This is a genomic window from Klebsiella sp. C349492 (assembly GCF_042055345.1).
Lineage (GTDB): Bacteria > Pseudomonadota > Gammaproteobacteria > Enterobacterales > Enterobacteriaceae > Klebsiella > Klebsiella scottii.
On the sequence record NZ_JANQCE010000002.1, the window covers coordinates 896,522 to 919,562 of the forward strand.

At 52.6% G+C, this 23,041-nt stretch carries 22 protein-coding genes, 1 tRNA gene and 1 pseudogene; 16 read left to right on the forward strand and 8 right to left on the reverse strand.

All coding sequences use genetic code 11. From position 1 onward, the window contains the following. The first annotated feature begins 24 nt into the window (after nt 1–24). From NWP14_RS11830 to NWP14_RS11845, 4 genes are all read left to right on the forward strand, one after another. A complete protein-coding gene (locus tag NWP14_RS11830; RefSeq protein ID WP_346431797.1) occupies nt 25–1,653 on the forward strand; it encodes an ABC transporter substrate-binding protein in 1,629 nt (542 codons plus the stop codon). 143 nt (nt 1,654–1,796) lie between these two features. Next, nucleotides 1,797–1,884, forward strand: a tRNA-Ser gene (locus tag NWP14_RS11835). 580 nt (nt 1,885–2,464) lie between these two features. Further along, nucleotides 2,465–2,815 carry a DUF6404 family protein gene (locus tag NWP14_RS11840; protein ID WP_095095825.1) on the forward strand — a complete coding sequence of 117 codons (351 nt, stop codon included), beginning with the start codon at nt 2,465–2,467 and terminating at the stop codon, nt 2,813–2,815. Between the two features lie 68 nt (nt 2,816–2,883). Next, entirely contained in the window at nt 2,884–3,117 is a 234-nt protein-coding gene (locus NWP14_RS11845) for a hypothetical protein (protein ID WP_375215355.1), read from the forward strand. A gap of 339 nt (nt 3,118–3,456) precedes the next feature. Here the strand turns inward: NWP14_RS11845 and NWP14_RS11850 are convergent, their stop codons facing one another. From NWP14_RS11850 to NWP14_RS11865, 4 genes are all read right to left on the reverse strand, one after another. Then, a complete protein-coding gene (locus tag NWP14_RS11850; RefSeq protein ID WP_331835636.1) occupies nt 3,457–4,764 on the reverse strand; it encodes an MFS transporter in 1,308 nt (435 codons plus the stop codon). Nucleotides 4,765–4,832: 68 nt separating this feature from the next. Next, nucleotides 4,833–5,732: a dihydrodipicolinate synthase family protein gene (locus NWP14_RS11855; RefSeq protein WP_331850520.1), complete on the reverse strand. Its 900-nt coding sequence runs from the start codon at nt 5,730–5,732 to the stop codon at nt 4,833–4,835. Nucleotides 5,733–5,831: 99 nt separating this feature from the next. Then, complete coding sequence (locus NWP14_RS11860) at nt 5,832–6,470, reverse strand: DAK2 domain-containing protein (RefSeq protein WP_095095834.1); 639 nt, start codon at nt 6,468–6,470, stop codon at nt 5,832–5,834. Nucleotides 6,471–6,479: 9 nt separating this feature from the next. Continuing rightward, nucleotides 6,480–7,493, reverse strand: a complete 1,014-nt coding sequence (locus NWP14_RS11865) for a dihydroxyacetone kinase subunit DhaK (protein ID WP_095095837.1) — start codon at nt 7,491–7,493, stop codon at nt 6,480–6,482. A 230-nt stretch (nt 7,494–7,723) separates the two neighbouring features. Between NWP14_RS11865 and NWP14_RS11870 the strand changes: the two genes are divergently transcribed. Then, nucleotides 7,724–8,746 (forward strand): LacI family DNA-binding transcriptional regulator, encoded by a 1,023-nt coding sequence (locus NWP14_RS11870; RefSeq protein ID WP_095095840.1) that lies wholly within the window; start codon nt 7,724–7,726, stop codon nt 8,744–8,746. Further along, a complete protein-coding gene (locus NWP14_RS11875; RefSeq protein ID WP_346431785.1) occupies nt 8,743–9,264 on the forward strand; it encodes a YhcH/YjgK/YiaL family protein in 522 nt (173 codons plus the stop codon). The genes NWP14_RS11870 and NWP14_RS11875 overlap by 4 nt, the downstream gene beginning before the upstream one ends. Nucleotides 9,265–9,322: 58 nt before the next feature. On the opposite strand, the gene NWP14_RS11880 is transcribed toward NWP14_RS11875, so the two are convergent. The 3 genes from NWP14_RS11880 to NWP14_RS11890 all read right to left on the reverse strand — a co-directional run bounded on the left by NWP14_RS11880 (nt 9,323) and on the right by NWP14_RS11890 (nt 12,218). Continuing rightward, on the reverse strand, nt 9,323–10,279 hold the full coding sequence (locus NWP14_RS11880) for a LysR family transcriptional regulator (RefSeq protein WP_095095846.1): 957 nt from the start codon (nt 10,277–10,279) through the stop codon (nt 9,323–9,325). Between the two features lie 198 nt (nt 10,280–10,477). After that, a complete protein-coding gene (locus NWP14_RS11885; protein WP_095095849.1) occupies nt 10,478–11,782 on the reverse strand; it encodes a sorbosone dehydrogenase family protein in 1,305 nt (434 codons plus the stop codon). Continuing rightward, nucleotides 11,775–12,218 carry a DUF2231 domain-containing protein gene (locus NWP14_RS11890; RefSeq protein ID WP_346431783.1) on the reverse strand — a complete coding sequence of 148 codons (444 nt, stop codon included), beginning with the start codon at nt 12,216–12,218 and terminating at the stop codon, nt 11,775–11,777. Before NWP14_RS11890 ends, NWP14_RS11885 begins: the two co-directional genes overlap by 8 nt. Before the next feature lie 322 nt (nt 12,219–12,540). Between NWP14_RS11890 and NWP14_RS11895 the strand changes: the two genes are divergently transcribed. Further along, the gene (locus NWP14_RS11895; RefSeq protein ID WP_346431782.1) at nt 12,541–13,419 is read left to right on the forward strand and encodes an NAD(P)-dependent oxidoreductase; all 879 of its coding nucleotides are present in this window, start codon (nt 12,541–12,543) and stop codon (nt 13,417–13,419) included. Nucleotides 13,420–13,502: 83 nt separating this feature from the next. On the opposite strand, the pseudogene NWP14_RS11900 reads toward NWP14_RS11895, so the two are convergent. Beyond that, a pseudogene (locus tag NWP14_RS11900) lies at nt 13,503–13,673 on the reverse strand (hypothetical protein); the annotation flags it as partial. A 409-nt stretch (nt 13,674–14,082) separates the two neighbouring features. Here NWP14_RS11900 and nifH point away from each other — a divergent pair. The 9 genes from nifH to NWP14_RS11945 all read left to right on the forward strand — a co-directional run bounded on the left by nifH (nt 14,083) and on the right by NWP14_RS11945 (nt 22,779). Next, nucleotides 14,083–14,910 carry a nitrogenase iron protein gene (nifH, locus tag NWP14_RS11905; protein ID WP_095095861.1) on the forward strand — a complete coding sequence of 276 codons (828 nt, stop codon included), beginning with the start codon at nt 14,083–14,085 and terminating at the stop codon, nt 14,908–14,910. A 58-nt stretch (nt 14,911–14,968) separates the two neighbouring features. Further along, entirely contained in the window at nt 14,969–16,540 is a 1,572-nt protein-coding gene (gene anfD / locus NWP14_RS11910; protein WP_375215356.1) for a nitrogenase iron-iron protein, alpha chain, read from the forward strand. Continuing rightward, complete coding sequence (gene anfG / locus NWP14_RS11915; protein WP_095095867.1) at nt 16,537–16,881, forward strand: Fe-only nitrogenase subunit delta; 345 nt, start codon at nt 16,537–16,539, stop codon at nt 16,879–16,881. Before anfD ends, anfG begins: the two co-directional genes overlap by 4 nt. Nucleotides 16,882–16,893: 12 nt before the next feature. Beyond that, nucleotides 16,894–18,282, forward strand: a complete 1,389-nt coding sequence (gene anfK / locus NWP14_RS11920; RefSeq protein WP_375215357.1) for a Fe-only nitrogenase subunit beta — start codon at nt 16,894–16,896, stop codon at nt 18,280–18,282. 50 nt (nt 18,283–18,332) lie between these two features. Then, entirely contained in the window at nt 18,333–18,752 is a 420-nt protein-coding gene (locus NWP14_RS11925; RefSeq protein ID WP_375215358.1) for a hypothetical protein, read from the forward strand. Beyond that, nucleotides 18,752–19,252, forward strand: coding sequence for a pyridoxamine 5'-phosphate oxidase family protein (locus NWP14_RS11930; protein ID WP_331850518.1), 501 nt, complete (start codon nt 18,752–18,754; stop codon nt 19,250–19,252). Before NWP14_RS11925 ends, NWP14_RS11930 begins: the two co-directional genes overlap by 1 nt. Before the next feature lie 13 nt (nt 19,253–19,265). Continuing rightward, nucleotides 19,266–19,871 carry a Fe-only nitrogenase accessory AnfO family protein gene (locus NWP14_RS11935; RefSeq protein ID WP_375215359.1) on the forward strand — a complete coding sequence of 202 codons (606 nt, stop codon included), beginning with the start codon at nt 19,266–19,268 and terminating at the stop codon, nt 19,869–19,871. A 203-nt stretch (nt 19,872–20,074) separates the two neighbouring features. Beyond that, the gene (locus NWP14_RS11940; RefSeq protein WP_095095879.1) at nt 20,075–21,688 is read left to right on the forward strand and encodes a sigma-54-dependent Fis family transcriptional regulator; all 1,614 of its coding nucleotides are present in this window, start codon (nt 20,075–20,077) and stop codon (nt 21,686–21,688) included. 2 nt (nt 21,689–21,690) lie between these two features. Next, entirely contained in the window at nt 21,691–22,779 is a 1,089-nt protein-coding gene (locus NWP14_RS11945) for a sigma 54-interacting transcriptional regulator (protein WP_375215360.1), read from the forward strand. The last annotated feature ends 262 nt before the right edge of the window (nt 22,780–23,041 follow it).

Sequence of the window (23,041 nt, forward strand, 5' to 3'; positions counted from 1 at the left end):
CGAAGCGTCATAAAGGCAAGGGATATGAAATTACAAAAATATAACGACATCACGCAGGCATTATTGATGGCGGGTTTACTCGCCGCAGCGGCGCCGACTCTGGCTGCACAGGTCCCGGCCGGGACCGTGCTGGCAGAGAAGCAGGAGCTGGTCAGAAATAACGGCAGCGAGCCCTCGTCGCTGGATCCGCATAAGGTCGAAAGTGACGTTGAATTCAACATCATCAGCGATCTCTTCGAAGGACTGGTCAGCGTCTCTCCTGGGGGCGAGATTCAGCCGCGTCTGGCGGAGAAATGGGAAAATAAAGATAACACCGTATGGACGTTTCATCTGCGTCCGGGCATCACGTGGTCTGACGGGACCGCGATTACCGCGCCGGATATTGTCTGGAGCTGGCAGAGGCTGGTTTCCCCGGCCACGGCATCACCCTATGCCAGCTATCCGGGGAACATGCATATTGTGAACGCTCAGGATATCGCGCAGGGTAAAAAAACGCCCGACACGCTGGGCGTAAAGGCTATCGATGACGCGACGCTGGAAGTCACCTTAAACCAGCCTAACGCGGCGTTCTTGCCGATGCTGGCGCATCCGTCTCTGGTGCCGGTCGATAAAGTGCTGGTAAATCGCTTTGGCGAGAAGTGGACCAAACCGGAACATCTGGTGACCAGCGGCGCCTATAAGCTGTCCCGATGGGTGGTGAACGAGCGTATTGTGGCCGAGCGGAATCCGCGCTACTGGGATAACGCCGATACCGTCATCAATAAAGTGACCTATCTACCCATTAGCTCCGAGGCGGCAGACGTTAACCGCTATAAAGCGGGGGAAATCGATATCGTTTATACGGTGCCGATCAACCAGTTTGCTCAGTTGAAAAAAACTATGGGCGAGCAGGTGAACGTCTCACCGCAGCTGGCGACTTACTATTACGAGTTCAATACCACTAAGCCGCCGTTTAACGACCCGCGGGTCCGGCTGGCGCTGAATATGGCGCTGGATAAAGACATTATCGCTGAGAAGGTATTGGGACAGGGTCAGCGTCCGGCATGGCTAATTAGCCAGCCTGATATTGGCGGCGTAAAGCTGCATAACCCGGATTATGCCAGCTGGCCGCGCGACAAGCGTATTGCCGAGGCTAAAAGGCTGCTGAGCGAAGCCGGTTATAACGATAGCCACCCGCTGGTGTTTAATTTGCTCTACAACACTTCAGAATCGCATCAGCGCGTGGCAATCGCCGCCAGTTCGATGTGGAAGAAGAATCTAGGCGTTGAGGCGAAGCTACAAAATCAGGAATGGAAAACGATGCTCGACACCATGCATACGCATAATTTTGATGCGGTGCGCTACGCGTGGATTGCTGATTATGACGATGCCGCAACCTTCCTCAATAACTTCCGTACCGGCGATAGTGAAAACACCAGCCAGTACAGCAATCCTGCGTACGATGAAGCGTTACGCAATGCGGCCAAAGCGCCGGACGTGACCACCCGCGGCAAGTTTTATCAGCAGGCGGAGGATCTGTTGGGCAAAGATGTTCCGGCAGTCCCGGTTTATCACTATGTCCGCACGCATCTGGTGAAGCCGTGGGTCGGCGGATTTACGCCGGATAAGCTGGGGTATTACTTCACCAGGGATATGTACATCAAAAAACATTAACGCTGAGAGGGCGGTTGGCGCTGAAATTCTGTGCAAACCGCCTGATTTTCAGACGAATAACACGTTTTTGTTTATTTTTAAGGCAGTTGAACAAAATCGTGCTTTACAGCCTGAACAGAGGTGTTTATAGTGCGCCCCATACCGGAAGCGTGGCCGAGCGGTTGAAGGCACCGGTCTTGAAAACCGGCGACCCGAAAGGGTTCTAGAGTTCGAATCTCTACGCTTCCGCCAAATAAAAGAAGGGGTTACCGAAAGGTAACCCCTTTTTGCTTTGTGTTCTACATAAAGTAATACAAAAAAAGCCCATAGAAACGGGCTTTTTTTGCATCCAAAATCCGTATTTTTCCCACCAAAATATTAATGAAGTTGACTTTGAGCAAGTCGCAGCCATGCTGATGTGGTATTCGGATATATTCAGAAAGTAAATTTTACTCTTTCACCGAAAGAGACTAACAATAAAATATAACCAATCAGGCTAAACATGATTGATAAATTCCATATCATGTATGTGGGAATAAAATAGAAAGCCGCTGCTATCGTGCTGAAAATATTAAATAAGATTTTAATGAAGTTGCGGAAATAGCATGTAACCGGGTTTCTCCAGAGGATGTAAGGGAATGCTAATATTTATATTCATCGGATGTCGGGATATTATCTGGTAAGGCTTTCCCTTTTATTTCATTTATTTTCTTGTTGTGGAATGATTTTTAAGTATTTATTGACACATGTGGGTGGTAATGATAATTATTATTTATTGAAAGTAGTCTTTATCGATAAATAGGTGAGTCAAGGTAAATCCGGAGGGAACTGTATGAGCTTTGAAGCTAAAAAGGAACGTGCCATCGCCGTTATGGAAAGCAAGAAGATGTGGCGTAGTAATTATGCCCCGCCTTTGCTACGCCTCGCGTGGAAAGCTGGCCTCAAGATACCGCCGTTACCTTTTGCCTCGTTCTGGCAAATTACTTTGTTGATGGGGGGATGGTTTGGTCCGGCATGGGGGATTTGTATGTGGTTTTCCTCATGGAAGGACAGCGGTATGCAACCGGGAGTTGCATTCGCCTCATGCACGGTAGCGGGTATTTTCTTTGGCGCTTCTATGGCTGCGTATCATTGGTGGCGAAAGGTAGTTAACAATCTGCCAGACTGGGATAGTCTGGAGTAAATATCTTTCTAACGCTATATAGTCTTTAAATGGACAAGGTGTGAAATGGGAAAATAAGATATTGGCTAATGGCTGGGTTGATTATACTTCTCGCAATTATTTACATTGCCACCAATGACAGGGATTCTACGCTTTCTAAGTTGAAATCAGCGGGCGAAAATGGAAATGCAGAAGCCCAATACGCTTTGGGTCTCATGTATTTCTATGGAGAAATGTTGGATGTTGATTATGAGCAGGCAAGGGCCTGGTATGAAAAAGCAGCTGCGCAAAAGATGCACAGTCACAGTTCGATCCTGGCGTGATGAATGAACGTGGTGAAGGGTGAAGTATAAACCCAGAGCAAGCAACAACCTGGTATGAGCTGGCATGTAAGAATGGGCACAAGGAAGGTTGCGAACGTTATGAATATTTATTAAAAAAATAATGCAATAATAAAATCACGCGTGAATACGATAAATTTGTATGATCATAAATATCCTGTTTGAGGGGTATTAATAAACGGTGATGCTGAGGGATGAGCGACTAAAATAATCCTGAACATTTATCAGGAAGCCGGCATCCAGGGAGGACAAGAGGTAACGCCGGGGCTAAGGGCTCCCGAACCCGGTGCGCTGAGCACCGGGCTAAGAGCGTGGTTATCGCTACGAATGTTCCTCATTCCTGATCGGTTCTTTCAGAACAAAGCCATAGCTGAGGGCCCCGAGTAATAACAGAGCCGCACCGGCAAGGAAGACATAGGTAAAGTTGTTGGTCGTATCGAGAATTAAGCCGGCAACGATAGGGGCCAGCGCCGCGCCCAGGAAACCGCCGAAATTCTGAATTGAGCCGAGAGAGCCTACCGAGCCCGCGGGAGCGACATCCGTCACCAGCGCCCAGATTACGCCTGAAGGAAGCTGGGCGGCGAAATAACCAATAGTCAGTAACAACATACACAGCGGCGTGCTTTCAATGTAAGGTACCGGCGCCACCGCACATGCCGCAATTAGCGCTCCGCCGACGATCGGGATCTTACGCGCGGTAATCGCTTTCATGCCTTTTCTAATCAGTAAGTCTGAAATAACGCCTCCCAGCAGCACGCCAAAAATACCCACAAAGAAAGGGATGGCGGCCAGCCAGCCGGTATTCATCAGACTCATATGACGATCGTGCTCAAGATAACGCGGCAGCCAGGTCAGGTAGACCCAGACCGTAAAGTAAATCCCGAAACAGCCTACGACCATCCCCCACGTCGAGCGCTCGCGGAACAGGGAACCCCAGCTGCGGGAAGGTGCGGAAGGCGACTGATGGGGATCGACAATTTTGTCTTGCGGGGCCTCTTCTGCGGTGGGTTCGCGATAAAACCGCAGCCATGCGAGCAGGATCACCAGGCCGAGAACCCCAATGACGATAAACATGCCTCGCCAGCCCATGGTCAGCATCAGGATCGTCAGTATGGGGGGCGCGATGGCGTTGGCAATCTGCGATCCGGTGTTGAACAGAGCGGTTGGAAAGCCGCGCTCTTCTTTACTGAACCAGCTATTGGTGACTTTGACGCCGGAGGTAAAAAACGGCGATTCCGTTACGCCCAGCAGCATACGCAGCGCGTACATTACCCCAAAGCCATTAGCAAACGCGCAGAATATGGTCACCAGCGACCAGCCCCCGGCGGCAAAGGAAAACATCTTTTTGGGGCCAAAGCGGTCGACAAGATACCCGGCAGGGAGATTGGCCAGCGCATAGGGCCACAGAAAAGCCGATAGCAGTAATCCCATCTGAAATGACGACAGGCCAAATTCAGCGGCAATGGTCGAATTCGCGACGCTGAGATTGGCGCGGTCGAGATAGTTGACCACGGCGGCCAGCAAAATAATCACCACCAGGTACCATCTGAGTTTTGCTCCGGGAATGGCGTTAGCTTTATTCTGGCTGAGGGCATTATCAGGTACGGGTACAGAGTCTGTTCTTCTCATGAAAGAATCCTCTAAACTTCATCTTGACATCGACGTTATGCGTTTAAAATTTATATTATTCGTCGAAGTTAAACGGGTGCTGACGTTTCCAGTTCAGCAAGCCCGGCAATCAAGCTCTGCACCTCTTCGGGCGTAATATTTAATTGCGGCGCGCGCATAACGCCGGCATCAATTCCGCGATATTTAAGCCCTTCTTTAAAGTAAGACATATTGCTGCCGTTTCTCAGCAGCTCGCAATATTTATTCGCCTGGCGCTGGGCGGCGCGTGCGCCTGGAATATCTCCGCGATTAAAGGCCTCATAAATTTTTATAAAAGGCTCCGGGTAAACACAGGAAACCCCTGAAACCACGCCATCGCAACCCATCGCCAGTGCCGGAAGAAACAGACGATCTGCGCCGACCATAACGGAAAAATCATGATCCTTGATGGCAAGGTACTGATTCACGGTGAGGTAGTCCGGGTAGCTGTATTTAATCCCCACGACATTCCTACACTTATCCGCAACGCGCTGAGCGACGTCAGCAGAAAGGTTGTTAGCGGCGCACTGCGGAATATTGTAGAGATAAACCGGGAAATCGTGGGGAACGGCATTGGCGACGGCGACAAAATAAGCTTCCAGCTCACGGTCGTTTGCGCCGAAAAACGCCGGAGTCACGACGCCAATCCCGTCAGCCCCGGCCTCGACCGCATGGCGAGCAAGCGACAGCGTTTCTGCGGTAGTCATCGCACCGACGTGAATATAAACCGTTGCTCGTTGGTTATTTCTTTTAATTACGGTTTCGGCAACTTTCTTGCGTTCTTGTTCGCTGAGGCGAAACATTTCGCCGGTGGTGCCCAGCGGATAAAGACAGTGCACGCCTTTCCCGACAAGAAAATCGGTCAGCGCTGCGATGCTTTCATAATTAATAGTATCGTCATCATTAAATGGTGTAATCATTGCGGTGGTAATGCCATATAATTTTTTCACAGAGACCTCGTCAGATGTTGAAGAAAATATTCCGGAAATAAGCGAGAGACGCCGGGAATTCCGGAGTTTTTACTGCCTGAATAAAGGTGAACAGTCTTGTTATTTATTAACGTAGCGGCTGAATACGCTAAAAATAATCAGCGCGACGGTACCGCCAGGATCTTCTTTACCCGCGCTGCTGTCGGCAAACGCCGCTGCTTTACCATGACGTGGAAACATGGTGCGGGTTGCTTCAAGCCCGGCCAGCGCGGCCGCCTGAGCGGCTTCCGCCGCGCGGCCGAGCGGCGCTCCGGCGGCGGTTTCCCGCGCTAACGCGTCGCTGGCGGGTAATAAGACATCCAGAACGGTTTTATCCCCGGGCTGGGCTTTCCCTCGCTCCGCGATACCCTGAGTAAAGGCGCTGAAGAAGGCGGCCAGATCTGCGGCGCTGAGCGTAATCAGCTCCGGCGCAAGCGCTTTCCCACCGCGCATAAACCCGGTAGCCATCAATGTTCCCATTGTCGATGGCGCCGCCCTGGCCATCGCAAAGCCGCACTGAATGAGGTAATGAGCGATACCTTTCTCCTGCTCGGGTTGTATCTGCTGTGCGGCATGAAAGGCTTTTTGCATCGTAATGCCAAGGTCACCGTCGCCCACGGCCTGGTCTAGTTTGATTAATTCATCCCGCTTCAGGCTCAGTTCGGCAGACCAGGCGGCAATAAGGCCCGTCGTATCGTTAAATGTCAGTTCAGTTTTCATATCGTACCTTTAGCTATCCAGATCCGGCTGGCAGAAGAAGGGGGTACCGGCGGAGGTGGCGAGGTAGCCCGCCAGTTCATCGTTGAGCTTACAAAGGGACAGCGAAAACCCGGTCATTTCCATTGCCGTGGCGTACTCCCCTTGATACACGTGGTATACGACGATGCCGCGTTCATTTAACGTTTGTTTGACCCGGCGGAAAAGAATATAAAGCTCATCCAGAGGCGTCCCTCCCAGGCCATTAAGCAGAACGGCAGTACGATCGCCGGGGGTAAAATGCAGTTCGTTAAGAAGCAGGGGCAGGATGCGGTCAATAATTTCGTCGGCAGTGCCGAGCGCGGCGGACGAAATTCCGGGTTCGCCATGGATACCCATGCCAATCGCCATTTCATTCTCGGCCACCGAGAAGGCGGCCTGACCAACCTCAGGAATGATGCAGGGTGAGAGCCCAATGCCAATCGTTCTGGTGCAATCCCCGACCTGTTTAGCCAGTCTGGCGACTTCATCGAGGGATAAACCGGCGGCAGCGGCGGCTCCGGCGATTTTATACATGAAAAAAATGCCGGCGACGCCGCGCCGCGTTGCCGCCCGTTCAACCGGGGCCGATCCGACGTCATCGGCGCCGCGTACGGATAGCGTTCTGATATCCTCCATCTCCGCCATCTCGGAAGCCATGTCGAAATTGAGGATATCTCCGCTGTAATTACCGTAGAGGTAGAGTACGCCGGCCCCCTTATCCACCGCTTTTGTCACCTGTAAAATCTGATCGGCGGACGGAGATTGAAAAACATCGCCGACGGCGCAGCCATCGAGCAAATTATTCCCGACATACCCCAGAAACAGTGGCAGATGGCCCGAACCGCCGCCGGTGACAATGCCGACTTTCCCTGGGCGAGTCTCCTGGGCGGTCACCAGACAATGGCGATCGTTATTGGCATATTTAAGCTCCCGGGGATGCGCCGCATAAATTCCCTCGAGCATTTCTGCCACATATTCAGTAGGGATATTGATGAACTTCTTCATTTGGTAAATCCTTAAAGGATTGATATTTAATTAATGGCTTGCTGCCTGTCGGATATCTGTTTTGATAATGAAATTGGTCAGCGGTGGCGTAAACTAAAATTTTACTAAAATGATTTTAAGAAAAAATAATTGTGATGACTATCACATGTTTAAATTCGCTAAGCGGCTAGGGTTTATATAATAAAAGATAAGAGAATAAAGCTTGTAATACATAGGGTTGAATTGTCATTATGGTTAAAATTAAAGATATTGCTCAAAAGGCCAACGTTTCTTTGAGCGCAGTATCGATAGCGATTAACGGCAAAAAAGGGTTATCCGTAGAGACGCGGGAGAAGATCCTGAAAATTGCCCATGAATTAAATTATCAACAATCATCGACAAGAGAAATTCGCGGCGTATTACGATTCCTGAAAATTGCTTTACATGGCGAAACGATCAACGAGGCGCATAACCTGTTTATCAGTGGATATATTGATGGGCTCATCGAACAGGCCGGAAAATACAGCTATGCGCTTGAGGTTGTGGGCTATGACAAAAAAAGCGTTGAAGAAATCGTCCGCTCACAGAATAGCGGAGCCCTCGCCGATGGGCTGGTCATCCTTGGCACCGAGTTCGAGCAGGGGGACTTTACGCCCCTACGCCGATTATCGGTACCCTTTGTGATTATCGATAATGTGAACGATTTTTTACCCTTTGATTTTATTAACATGAATAATCGCGCGGCGATTTACAACATTCTTCACCATTTCAAACGTGCCGGAATAGAGGATATTGGGCTGGTATACAGCGATGCGCATACGCCAAATTTCAGGCAACGTGAGCAGGCATTTCATGAACTGGTACCGACGATAGGGCTAAGATCCGCAGAGGAGAATCTGGTCTGCGTCAGTCCGAACGCCCGATCGGCATATGAAGCCATGCTGAGCCATATCAGGGCAGCAGGAAAAATTGCACAAGGCTATTTTTGCATTAATGACATCGTCGCCTACGGCTGTATAAGAGCGCTACACGAATGTGGATTCCGCGTGCCCGACGATGTTTCAGTTATCGGTTTTGACGACCTGCCGGTCTCCGGGGTGATGGAACCGGCGCTGACTACCGTGAAAGTGGGGAATAAAAAGCTGGGAGCCGCCGCCGTTGATTTACTGGTCAGTAAAATAGACCACGGGCGGAATAACAACCATACCAGCGTGTTGCTCAGCGGTGAACTGGTCAAAAGAAAAAGCGTGCGTCAACGTTCCGCAAAGCCATGATGAATTACGTTATTTCGTATCAACAGCCACGTATTATTGAGGGTATTATGATTATATCAAGCTTAGATAATGTCAGTCATGATTTTACTCCGTTAACGGAAATACTGAATCATCCCGAACTTGAGCTGTCGACGCTGATAAATACGCCGCCCGGGAAATATTCTGTACAAGGACAGGAGTGGTTCTATATTATCAGCGAAGATGAAACCAAACCTGAAACTGGTCATAAAGCCGAGTTTCATAAACTCTATGGCGATATTCAGCTGGTGATTAACGGTTCGGAAACAATTTACTTCAGGACCACTCCGCCAGATGCAGATGAGTACGGGGTACCGCCTGCCGCAACCGATCTTTATTTTTTAGAACACGGTAGTACGAATGGTTCAGTGGTGCTGAACAAGGGCGAGTTTATTGTTTTTTATCCCGGCGAAATTCATAAACCCATGTGCCATACCGCAGGTCGCGCTAATAGCGTCAAAAAACTGGTGGTGAAATTCCCTTATACCCGGCAAGAGTGAAAACGGTGTGATTAACGCAAGGGTTGCTGACGACCTTTGCGTTAATCCTGAAGACGGGCTACCGTTTGCTGTCAGACGGGGAATTATCTCCCCAGTACGGCGGGGTTCCCACTTTCTCAAGCATAAAGTCGATAAAGGTTCTGACCTTGTGCGGTAAAATCCGCTTTTGCGGATAGAGCATCCAGATGGCGGTTTCGCTGGGGAACATACTAAACTCCCGGTCCGGAAAGACCCGCTGGATATGGCCTTTTTCCTCCTCCTCACGGGATAACCAGTCAGGCAGAATCGCAATCCCGGCGTGGTTGCAGCAGGCATAAAGCATCGCGGCGCTGTCGCTGACGCTAAGCCGATAGTTAATCGATATCCGCTGCCATTCCTCTTCTGACCCGGCTTTGCGCGTATACCACCCGGCACCGTGCAGGCGAGAAAACATCACAATATTCATCTCTTTCTGACCGTCGCCGCCGGCACCGAGGGTGGCGGGAGGGCTGTTTTGCGCGATCCACTGCGGGCTGGCCCACGCTGCGCGCGTCTGAGAGGCCAGTTTGCGAGCGTGAATAGAGGAGTCCGGCAACACCCCAATGCGGATACTCAGATCGATTCGCGCTTCAATCAGATCCTGGATCTCATCATTAAAACTGATATCCAGAGAGATGTTGGGGTGCAGGCGGAGAAACTCATCGACAAAAGGCATGACATGTAACCGGCCAAAGGTGCTGGGCACGCTGATGCGCAGCAGGCCGGAAGGGTGCTTATCCAGCGCGGAAGTTAAATGGCGCGCTTCCTCCCATTGCAGGAGCAGCTGTCGGGCATGAGAGTAGAAAAAATCCCCGGTTTCCGTCAGCGTTAATCCGCGGGTGGAGCGGTTAAACAGCGTCACCTGTAAATACTCTTCCAGTTCAGAAATATGACGAGAGGCGGTGGATACTTCTATATTTAACGCTTTGGCTGCGGCGCTAAAGCTTTTATGATCGGCGGCGCTGACAAAGGTCCTGATTGCGGATAAATGGTTCATCGAATTTTACGTCTCATTTATGATGAATGTCTTTTCAGCAACCCATTCTGGTGTAGCCGCTTAGCAATAACGGTCCTGACTGTACAGCTTATCACTTTGCTTCCCCAATTATTCCCTGCAGTATTCATGGATACTGATGGTCGATGCATAAAAACGGCTTCCCCAACTGTAGGAAGCCGGATGATTAATGGCATAACATTATTTTGCCGTAACGCGCCAGACGGTATTTCCGACATCATCGGCGATGATTAACGCCCCCTGATTATCCTGAGCGAGTCCGACCGGAGCGCCATACAGCTCTTTCTCATCCCGGGAGACAAAACCGCTGACTACGCTCTCTGGCTTACCGACCGGTTTGCTATCTTTAAAGGCGACGAAGCTAACTTTATAGCCATTGAGCGGTGAGCGATCCCAGCTGCCGTGCTCGCTGATAAAGGCGCCGCCCTGGTATTTTTGCGGCAGCATCTGCCCGGTATAAAACAGCATCCCCAGCGGCGCAACGTGGGAGCTCAGGGCGTAGTCCGGCTTGATGGCTTTGGCGACCTTGTCCGGGCGAGGCGGCTGGACGCGGCGATCGACATGCTGGCCGAAATAGCTCCAGGGCCAGCCATAAAAACCGCCGTCCTGAACGGAGGTCAGATAATCGGGAACCAGGTCGGCGCCTATCTCATCGCGTTCATTGACAATCGCCCACAGTTTCCCGCTCTGCGGCTCCCAGCCGAGGCCCGTCGGGTTCCTGATGCCGCTGGCAAAGATCCGGCTGGCTCCCTGTGCGGTATCGACTTCAAGAACGGCGGCGCGACGGTACTCAACGTCCAGACCGTTCTCGGTAATATTGCTGTTAGAACCGACCCCGACATACAGCTTCTTACCATCGGGACTCGCCAGCAGCGCTTTGGTCCAGTGGTGGTTAATGGTATTGGGCAGATCGGTGAGCTCGGTTCCGGCATCGCTGACGTGCGTTTCACCCTGCTGATAGTGATAACGCATGATGCTGTCGGTATTGGCCACGTACAGGTTGTCGCCAATCAGCTGTACGCCGAACGGGGAGTGCAGATGTTCGAGGAAAACATGTTTCTCCCAGCCGCTGCCGCTTTTGCGTAGCAGGGTAATGCGATTACCGCCTGTACCGCCTTTGCCGGACTGATTTTTTACGATCCCGGCAATCAGCTGTTTCGGTGTGGTCAGCGGCTCTTCGCCGGGACTGTTGCTTTCAACCACCAGCACATCATCGTTTGGCAGGACGTAGACCATGCGCGGATGCAGGAAACCGTCGGCCATCTTCTCAATGCTCAGTCCCTGGGCGACGTCCGGCTGCGCGCCTGCTTTCCAGCCCACGCCGGACGGAACCTGCATTGGCGGCATCAGGTAATCCTGTGCTTTTGGCATCAGCGGATCGGGCCCGGTTTGTTGAGCCGGCGACAGTTTCGCTTTTTCATCACATCCCGCAAGGACCAGAGTCAGCGTTAACATTACTGGTAGGGGCAGTAATATTTTATTCATAGCCATAACCTTTATTTTTTGCGTGGCAGGAGGAGCTGATAATGTTGGCAAGAAGCACACAGATAACGGTGATGGTCGAATAGACCACATTTTGTGGCGCAATGGCGTAAGCATCGCGGCTGTGGACAAAACAGTTCACAATGGCTGAAATAATCGCGATGACGTTCAGCCAGAAATCAATTTTCGCCGCCGGGAGCCGAGGGGAAGGGGCGAAGAACCAGACCTGCGCGAGATTAATCAGCCGTGGGACGATCGCGAAAATCAACCCCAGGGCAATAAGCCAGCTGGCGCTTTTTCCCCACATCACGTTGGCGCTGTAGAGATAAATAATATCAAAGATCCATCCGGCAATAAAAAAACCGTAAGGTACGGGGTTGAGAAGATTATAAATTATTGTCGCAAGCGTATTACGCCGGCCATGAGAGTGTTCACTCATACTATTAATTCCTCGTCAGGGAGAATAAAGGCACGCTGAGGTTTCTGCTGTCAGTTACGTAATAAGGACAGGTGAATGGCTGCCTGCAAAATAACCGGACTAATTAGTGTGTATTAACATTATAAACACGTAAATAATTATACATATTGTTAATAAGTTCGATATATCAATGTACGGAAATCTGTTTTGCAGAAATCGCCATACCTGATGGTGTTATAGTTAGTTATTGTGGTATTCAGCTAAATCGACTACGCAGAGATGTTCAGGTCATGGTCAGCGGAAACTGCGTGGGGATATTAATCGTGATGTGGGAGAATATGGAATGAACTTACCGGTTGTCGCCGTCCTTGGGCTGGGTGCTATGGGGCACGCTTTTGCCAGCAATCTGCTAAAAAATGGCTTTACCGTCCACGGCTGGAACCGTTCGCCAGAACGGGGGGAGGATCTGCTGGGCTGCGGGCTTATCCGGCATGCGACGCCGCAGCAGGCGGTGGCGTCTGCCGAGGTCATTCTGTCAGTCCTGACCGATGCGGAAGCCACATTGAACGTGATCCAGCAGATTGCCCCCGAGTGCCGGGAAGGCGCGATTTTTTGCCAGATGGGCACTATCGGGGTCGGGGAGACCCGGGAAGCCATCGGCCTGCTGGAATCAAGGGCTCCTTCGCTGATCTACCTCGATGCCCCGGTTTCGGGGACCAAAAAACCGGCCGAGAATGCGCAAATTCTGGTGCTCGCCAGCGGCGATCGTCCGCGATGTGCGGCAGCTGAGCGCGTATTCGCCGCCATTGCGCGCCGCACGCAATGGTTTGGTGAAGCCGGCAGCAGCCAGAAAATGAAGCTCGTGCTGAACGCCTGGCTGATTACGATGATGGAAGGCGTGGCCGAAAGCGCATTGCTGGCGGCGAAATTAGGGTTTTCCCCCGCAGAGTTCTGGCAAGCGGTGGATGGCGGTCCGCTGGCGGCGCCGTATGTCAAAGGCAAGCTGGATATGATTGCGGCGAACCGTTTTCCTGCACAAATGCAGCTCAGCCACGCGCTAAAAGATGCCAATCTGGCGCTCGATGCGGCCGAAGGCACGGAGCTGCCGATCCTGAGCAAAATCGCCGATTGCTGGGACGAGGCGGCCGCAGATGGCTATGCCGATCAGGATCTGGCGGCGGTTTACGCCTGGCTTGCGGGCCAGCCGAAAAGCGAGCGCTAAGCGCTAAGCGCAAAGCGCAGAAGGTCCTGGTGAGTGTGGCGTGAAACCAGCCGCGCTCTTCACGTCGCCCCGAGGAGCGACGCTCAGGAAAAGGCCTCTACTATATCCCCGACCGTCCAATACTCTTGTGCGCCGTCAGGGAGACGGTCATTTACCCGAGTATCGATGCGTTCCGCCTGGGCGCACTGCGCCGGCGAGGAATTATTGAGTTTGCTGTAGTCGCAAACCACACTCGCCTGGCTGGCGTGCTTCACGGAGAGCGTCGCTCGCCCTGCAAAACGAACCATTCACTTTTAGAAATCCTCCGACCGACGTTAATCCCCATGTCGGCAGATAATGAATGAGTCTGTCCCAAACCAGCTTTCTACATCACACTCGCCTGGACGCACCCCACTATCAGTTTGTGCTTATTGTATTCATGCCTGTCGGTTTCTACGCTTGCGTACCGTATTCGCGGGAATAGTTCCGCGCGGAACGGTTACGGTCGGATGAGATAAGCATGTTATTCCTTGTTGGGAACTTTTTAATAGAAAAAAAGCTAATTAACTCATCCGCTTAGGTTCGAGTTTTATTGTTTTTCCTGAGAATGAATCAGTCTGGCAATAGTTTTGCTATCTATAAAAGGCAAAACCAAAACGAACGTTTCTTTTAAGAGGAAAAAGCATGACTCGTAAACTTGCTATTTATGGTAAGGGGGGGATTGGTAAATCCACCACCACGCAAAATACCGCCGCAGCATTGGCCTTTTTTCATGGTAAAAAAATTTTTATTCACGGCTGCGATCCTAAAGCTGACTCCACGCGCCTTATTCTTGGTGGTAAACCGCAAGAAACATTGATGGATGTGCTACGCGATCAAGGGGCGGAGAAAATCACTAATGAAATGGTGGTGAAAACAGGCTGTTTTAATATTCGCTGTGTCGAATCCGGTGGCCCGGAGCCAGGGGTGGGCTGTGCCGGCCGTGGGGTGATAACCGCCATTGACTTGATGGAAGATAATAAGGCCTATACCGACGACCTTGATTTTATTTTCTTTGACGTGCTGGGTGACGTCGTTTGCGGCGGGTTTGCCATGCCTATCCGCGATGGCAAAGCCCAGGAGGTTTACATCGTCGCATCTGGTGAAATGATGGCGATATACGCCGCCAACAATATCTGCAAGGGGCTGGTGAAATACGCCAAACAGAGCGGGGTGCGCCTCGGCGGTATCATCTGCAACAGCCGAAACGTTGATGGTGAAAAGGAGTTTCTTGAGGAGTTCACGGCGGCGATTGGGACGAAAATGATTCATTTTGTCCCACGTGACAATATTGTCCAAAAAGCCGAATTCAATAAAAAAACGGTGACCGAATTTGACCCCAATGCTAATCAGGCGCAGGAGTATCGCGAGCTGGGACGTAAAATCATTGAAAATGACGATCTGGTGATCCCACAGCCATTATCCATGGATCAGCTGGAAAAGATGGTTGTTAAATACGGGATGATGGATTAATTCTCTCCAGGGTTAATATCCCTGTATTCAGCCATATTTGTCAGATGGGGTGGATGATATGCCTTACCATGAATTTGAATGCAGTAAATGTATTCCTGAACGTAAACAACATGCGGTTGTGAAAGGGGAAGATGAAAATATTACATCGGCGTTACCTCTGGGGTATTTAAATACTATTCCGGGAACCATCTCCGAACGCGGGTGTGCCTATTGCGGGGCCAAGCATGTTATTGGCACGCCAATTAAAGATGTCATTCATATTAGTCACGGGCCGGTGGGCTGTACGTATGATACCTGGCAAACGAAACGCTACATTAGCGATAACGATAATTTCCAGCTGAAATACACGTTTGCGACTGACATGAAAGAGAAGCATATTGTTTTTGGTGCGGAGAAGGTGCTCAAAAATAATATTATTGAAGCATTCAATGCGCATCCGACGATTAAGCGTATGACCATCTATCAGACCTGCGCCTCAGCCCTGATCGGTGACGATATCGCGGCTATTGCGCAGGAGGTTATGGATGAGCGCCCGGATGTCGATATTTTCGTCTGTAACTCCCCGGGCTTTGCCGGTCCCAGCCAGTCAGGTGGGCACCATAAAATCAATATTGCCTGGGTTAATCAGAAAGTGGGCACCGTCGAGCCGACGATCGTCAGCGATTACGTCATTAACTATGTGGGCGAATACAACATCCAGGGTGACCAGGAAGTGATGGTGGATTTCTTCAGGCGGATGGGGATCCAGGTACTCTCTACTTTTACCGGCAACGGTTCGTATGACGACCTGCGCGCGATGCATAAAGCGCACCTCAACGTGCTGGAGTGCGCCCGTTCGGCGGAGTATATCTGCAATGAGCTGCGCGTACGCTACGGCATTCCGCGCCTGGATATTGACGGTTTCGGCTTCGGACCGCTGTCCGACTCATTGCGTAAGATTGGCCTCTTTTTTGGTATCGAAGATCGCGCTCAGGCGATTATCGATGAAGAAGTGGCGCGCTGGAAACCCGAGCTGGACTGGTATCGGGAGCGGCTGAAAGGTAAGAAAGTCTGCCTCTGGCCGGGGGGCTCTAAGCTGTGGCACTGGGCGCACGTGATCCATGAAGAGATGGGCCTGGAGGTGGTATCGCTTTATACCAAATTCGGCCATCAGGGCGATATGGAAAAGGGGATTGCTCGCTGTGAAGCCGGGGCGCTCGCCATCGACGACCCTAATGAGCTGGAGTCGCTGGAGGCGATGTACACCCTGAAACCGGACGTCATTTTTACCGGCAAACGCCCTGGCGAGGTGGCGAAGAAAATTCGCGTGCCGTATCTCAACGCCCATGCTTACCACAATGGCCCCTATAAAGGTTTTGAAGGCTGGGTGCGTTTCGCGCGCGATATCTACAACGCGATTTACTCGCCTGTCCATCAGCTGGCCAAACTCGACATCAGCCAGGACGTTATCCCTACAACTCAGGGCTTTGCCACGGCGCGCATGCTCTCTGACGCCAGCCTGAGCGAAGAGATACGCAACAGCCCGGATCTGCGTGAATACACCGGCGGCTACGACAGCGTGACGAAGCTGCGCGACCGCGAATACCCGGATTTCCCGGCGCAGGCTTCAGGCCGCCAGGAGGCCGTATGACCCAGGATGAAAAAATCGAGCAGATGGTGGATTACATCATGAAGCACTGCCTGTGGCAGTTTCACTCTCGTAGCTGGGATCGGGAAAAGCAGAACGCTGGCGTACTGGGAAAAACCCGCGAACTGCTGTGCGGCGAACCCGTCACCCTGGATACCCCTGCGGACCGCTGCTACTGGGCTGACGCAATGGTGCTGGCGGATGCATGGCGTGCGCGCTTTACGTGGCTGAAGTCGATGAGCGTCGATGCCGTTGCCGAACTGATGGATGCGCTGCATCAGCGCCTGAACTATCTGACTATTACCGGTTCACTCAACGCCGAGCTGACCGATAAGCGTTATTAAGAGGGGTTGATCATGTCTTGTGAACTGAAAGCGAAAGATCGCACCGGGGTAATCAATCCCATTTTTACCTGTCAGCCTGCGGGCGCGCAGTATGTCAGTATTGGCATTAAGGACTGTATCGGCATTGTTCATGGGGGACAGGGCTGCGTGATGTTTGTCCGTTTGTTGATTTCCCAGCATCTGAAGGAGAGCTTCGAGATTGCCTCGTCGTCGGTTCATGAAGATGGTGCGGTATTTGGCGCGCTTGACCGGGTTGAACAGGCGGTGGATGTGCTGCTGATGCGCTATCCCCACGTTAAGGTTATCCCGATTATCACGACCTGTTCCACGGAGGTTATCGGGGACGATGTGGACGGCGTCGTGCGTAAGCTCAACGATGGGCTGCTGAAGGAGAAATACGCCGGTCGGGAAGTGCATCTGATCCCCATCCATACGCCGAGTTTTGTCGGCAGTATGATCAGCGGCTATGACCTTGCCGTGCGCGATATGGTGAAATATTTTGCCCGTAAAAGCGAACCTAGCGGCAAGCTGAATTTGATAACCGGATGGGTCAATCCGGGGGACGTTACGGCCCTTAAGCATCTGCTGGCGGAGATGGCGATCGACGCGACAGTATTGTTCGAAATTGAAGAGTTCGATTCGCCGCTGATGCCTTCCGGGAACCATGTGTCCCACGGCAACACCACGATTGCCGATCTGGTCGGTACCGCTAACGCGACCGCTACCCTTGCGCTCAACCGTTATGAAGGGGCAAAAGCGGCCCGCTATCTGGAGGAGACCTTCGAAGTGCCCGCGCTGATTGGCCCGACGCCGATTGGCATTCGAAACACCGATACTTTTTTGCAAAACCTCAAAAACCTGACCGGCAAACCTGTTCCGCCATCGCTGGTGCGCGAGCGTGGTATCGCCCTCGATGCCCTGACCGACCTGGTGCATATGTTTCTCGCCGACAAAAAGGTGGCGATTTACGGCAACCCGGACCTGGTCGTAGGGCTGGCGGAATTCTGTCTCGACCTTGAGATGAAGCCGATGCTGCTGCTGCTCGGCGACGATAACGCCGGCTACGGCAGCGACCCGCGTATCCAGGCGCTGCAGCAGCAGGTGGATTACAAGATGGAGATTGTCACCAACGCTGACCTCTGGGAGATGGAGAAGCGCATCACGGATGGCTCCCTGGATCTGGATTTGATTCTCGGGCATTCAAAAGGACGCTTTACCGCCATCGACAACCAGATCCCGATGGTCAGAGTCGGCTTCCCCACTTACGACCGCGCCGGCCATTACCGGCACCCGGTCGTGGGCTATGCCGGGGCCATCTGGCTCGCGGAACAGATGGCCAATACGCTCTTTACCGATATGGAATACAAGAAAAATAAAGAGTGGATCCTCAACGTCTGGTAGTCGCCGTATCCAACGCCGGGGGAACCCGGCTTTTTTCCTGGAGAATATCTATGTCGACGTTACTGTTTGAAAGCGACGACCAGCGCTTTAGCCGCTGCTATGAACACGCCTGCGGCTATCATCATCGGGCGCGACTGCTGGTGGATCAGACCCGGTCATCAAGCCTGGTGTTCAACGTCGGGGCCATTGCGGTGGAGTGTTATCTCATCGCGCTCTGCGCCCTGTATGGCGATATGCCGCTCAACCACAACTACCGCAGCCTGTTGTGCAGTATTGAAGAACACCTTGAGATCGACGATGCGCTCCGGCAGAAAATTTTGTCACTGGATACCATTTTCGGCATCTGCTCCGTTGATGACTATCACCACGGCGCCCCTGATGAGAGCGACGGGGCACGCATTCTGGTGCTTTGCGATGAGCTGGATGCGTTAATCAAGGCCGGGCGGGTAGCGCTCGCGGAGAGATCGTGATGGAGACTTCCTCATTCATGTCCGGACACCCGCACGGTGAAATGCGTCGGGATGAACGCGAGATAACCGACCTGGCAGAAATCGACGCCATTCTGACCCAGGAGAGGGTGATGCATATCGCGTTATCCTGCGATGACGTACCGTTTCTGCTGCCGGTTTTCTACGTATGGGATGGTTCATCGATCTATTTTCACTCTGCCCGCGCTGGCAGCAAAATTGAGATCATGAAAAAAAACCGGGCAATCTGCTTTGCTATCTCTCAGTTCGGCGGGGTGGTGGAAGATCCTCTGGCCTGTAATTATGAAGCGCGGCACCGCACGGTTATTGGCCTGGGGAAAACGTATTTCGTTCAGGATGATGCGGAAAAAATTGCCATGCTCCATCGGCTGATGGCGCGTTTTAGTCGCAAATCCTTCACCTTCCCGGCGGCTAACCTGACGGCGACGCAGGTTATCCGCATCGACATTACGTCGATGAAAGGTAAGCAGCACGGCTTTTAATGGGGAGAATGCCATGAAGATCGCCGTATTTGTTGATGAACGAGGCATAACGGCCCCGCTGGGCCAGTCCGGCTATGTCAACGTCTTTACTCGCGAAGAGGGCCAGTGGCGGAGCTGTCAGCGTATCCCTTTTGCTCTCTCACCTACGCTTACGCTTAGCCAAATTCGCCAGCGTACGCTATCCATGCTGGCCGAGCTGCCGCACTGTCGGCATTTTGTCGCCAGCGAGATCCGCGGCGCGCTGCTGGCATGGCTCGACGGCATGGGGCTAACCATGTGGAAAACGAGCGGCAGGCCGGAAGACTTTCTGGATCGTATCGTCGTGCAGATACCGCCCGCGCCTGAACCTGTCACCCTCCTTCCTCAGGCATTCATCATGCCCGCCGAGGGGGAAGGGGCGTTTCGCGTGGATTTGCTGGCGGCGCTGCAGAGCGGCGGAGCGCACACCTCGAAGCGGCTGCTGATGCCGTTCTTCGAGCAGCAGACGTTTAGTTCGCTGGAGATCCGCTGCGACCATCTGCCAAAGTGGTTTTCTGCTCTGGACCCTGCCCGTTTTACCTGGCGCGTCATGCCCGGCGGCGACGGCATGCTCAGCGTCATGGTGGAGCCTGTACGCTAATGTACGAAAGCCAACAATAATGTACCTTGCGGAACACTTTCTCCCGTCGTGCGCGCCTGGTTTTTTAAAAAAATTCAGTAAATTCAATTGGTTGTTTCGAGCTCGTTTCAGGCTGCGCTGGCGTTGATTTTGCATCAGAGAACGCAGGCGGTTTAACGCCGCTCGCTCGTGAGTCTGGTCGTCTATTTATCGGGAGAAACGCGATGCACCTTGAGAAAAGAGCTTTTAACCTGACCGGCGCGACACTTTCCCCCCTAACGGAGCCGCTGTCGTTCAGCTGCCGTCTGGGGGAGTGCCGTTCTGAACTGATGCCGCTGCTCTCGGAGGTCAGTAAAGTGGTCAGCGCAGAGGGAAAACTTTCGCGCACCCTGAAGCTGGTGCTGGAGCTGATGCAAAAACATATGCAGGTGATCCGCGCCATGATTACCCTCTATGACGCGAGTTGCGATCAAATCTTTATCCATGAAAGCTACGGCCTGTCGCCGGAAGAGGTGGAAAAAGGCGTCTATGCGCCGGGGGAAGGCATCACGGGACGGGTGATTGAGACGCGACAGCCCATCGTGGTGCCGCATATTGCCGATGACCCTTTATTCCTTAACCGTACCGGCAGCTGGGATAAGCAGCGTGACGGGCAGCACTCGTTTATATGCGTCCCGATTATCCGTGGCCTAAAGGTGATGGGGACCATCGGCATTGAACGCGTTTACAACAATGTCCAGCTGCGTTTTTTAGATCTGGAAGTGCTGCGGGTCATTGCGGCCATTATTGCTCAGGCGGTGGAGCTTCATTTACTGGAGCGCGCGCACAAAAAAGTGCTGCGGGCGCACAGTACGGCCATCAGTCAAAGCGCGGAAAAGTATAAGCCTGCCAATATTATCGGCAACTCCCGCGCCATGCAGGCGGTATATCAGCTGATTGATAAAGTCAGCCACGCGCGCACCACCGTGCTGATCCTCGGAGAGAGCGGAGTTGGCAAAGAGCGGGTAGCTACGGCGATTCACCAGAACAGCCACTGTTCGGCGGGCCCCTTCATCAAATTCAACTGCGCGTCATTGCCGGAGAGCGTTATTGAGAGCGAACTTTTCGGCCATGAGAAAGGGGCGTTTACCGGGGCCATTTCCCGCCGGGCAGGACGTTTTGAAGAGGCGGATGGCGGTACGATTTTTCTTGATGAAGTCGGCGAACTCTCGCCCTCGGCGCAATCCAAACTGCTGCGCGTCATACAGGAGCGCAGCTTTGAGCGAGTGGGCAGTAACGATACGCTGCAGGTTAACGTCCGGATCCTCGCCGCCACCCATCGGGATCTCAGTGAGATGGTCGGGAAGGGGACGTTTCGCGAAGACCTCTATTATCGCCTGAACGTCTTCCCGGTTACCATTCCCCCCCTGCGCGAACGCGGGAACGATATTTTCATTCTTGCCGATCACTTCAATGCCTGGTTTGCCCGCGAGCAGGGGGTAGAGATCCCCACTATCGCCACGCCTGCGCTGAATATGCTGCTCAACTACGACTGGCCAGGCAACGTACGGGAGCTGGAAAACGTAATGGAGAGGGCGGTGCTGCTGGCGGATGAAGGTATCATTCATGCCTGGCATCTCCCCCTGTCGCTTCAGCCGGTGATTGAGCATCTGGCGGAGCAGGATGGCCTGGAGGCTCGCCTTTCGCGAATCGAATACGATCTGATTGTTGAAGCGCTGGGCATGTTTCAGGGAAATGTCTCTCGCGCCGCCGCGCATCTGAATATGACGCGTCGGGCGCTGGGGCTAAGGCTGGAAAAATACCGCTTGAACTACAAACAGTTTAGGGGGCAAGCCTGACGATGACGCGTAACAACCGCGACAATATCCATACGCCTGAGCGTCCGGCACCCAGGCACAGTGAACCCCGCCCGCTGATTGCCCATTCGCCAGCGATGAAACAGGTGATGACCCGCTTGCAACAATATGCGTCAGTGCAAACGCCGGTGCTGCTGCGCGGCGAACCCGGAACCGGAAAAGATACCATCGCGCGCGCCCTGCATCGCGGGTCGTCCTGGCGGGAAGGTCCCTTTGTGAAGCTTGCCTGCGATCATGTGGCGGAAGAGGAGGTATTGCACGCGTTGCTGGGAGATGCCATGCGCACGCCGCCGGTGCCCGGAGCGTTGGAGCAGGCGGCGGGCGGAACTCTTTTTCTAAGCGAGATCGGTCACTTTTCATTACGCCTGCAACGGCTGTTGATACTGCTGCTTGAGCAACGTCCTTTTCTCTCTCCGGTCGATAATCGCAGCCGGTGCGGCGATACCCGGCTGGTGTGCGCCAGCGAGCTTAATCTGGAGGAACGGGTTGCTCAGGGCGCTTTTTTGCCGGAGCTATATTACCGCTTGCACGTGGCCAGTATTCCGCTCCCGCCGCTACGCGAAAGACCTGATGATCTCCCTGGGCTGGTGGAGGATTTTTTTCGCCGCTTTAACCGGCACAATCACGTTAAGGTGCAGTTGGATCCGCAGGCGCTTTCGCCGCTGTATGTTTGCCAGTGGCCTGGCAATCAGCGCGATCTGGAAAACTGTCTTGAATATGCGGTGTTGCATCGCCAGAGCGATATCATTGCGCAACTGCCCTGTATTCAGGGACGCTGTCTGCGTAAGCAGCTGAATTTGCGTATTGAAAACTACAGTAAACGACGGAGAAATATCTCTCTGCCGGAACCTGCCGGCGGGTGGGATCCCTGCCGGGCGCCCGCAAATATCCAGGCGCCGACGGCGATGACGGTAAGCGGTAGCGATGCGGATGACGAAATTCGGCATCGATTTATTACGGCACTGGAGAAAAGCGGATGGGTAAAAGCCAAAGCCGCGCGGTTGCTCAATATCACGCCGCGCCAGCTCTATTATGCGCTTCATAAGCTGAAGATTGAGGTGCGAAAATTTTGAATGAAAATAGGGGAAGGTCATCTTACTCAGAACAACGCCAATAATGACATCCTGCTTTCTTGTATGTTCCATAAGCTATTCCCCGTCAGCAGATGGGGAGATAATAAGTATCCTTATTACGTCATGCGCCAACCCATATCCAATTCCAACCCATATCCAATTGATGTACCCCAAATGCCCTCCGGTAATTTTGCTTCAACGGACTCCTTTACCGACGGCGGCTTGAGCTATAGCCAAAATGAAGAATGCCGACACAGCAATT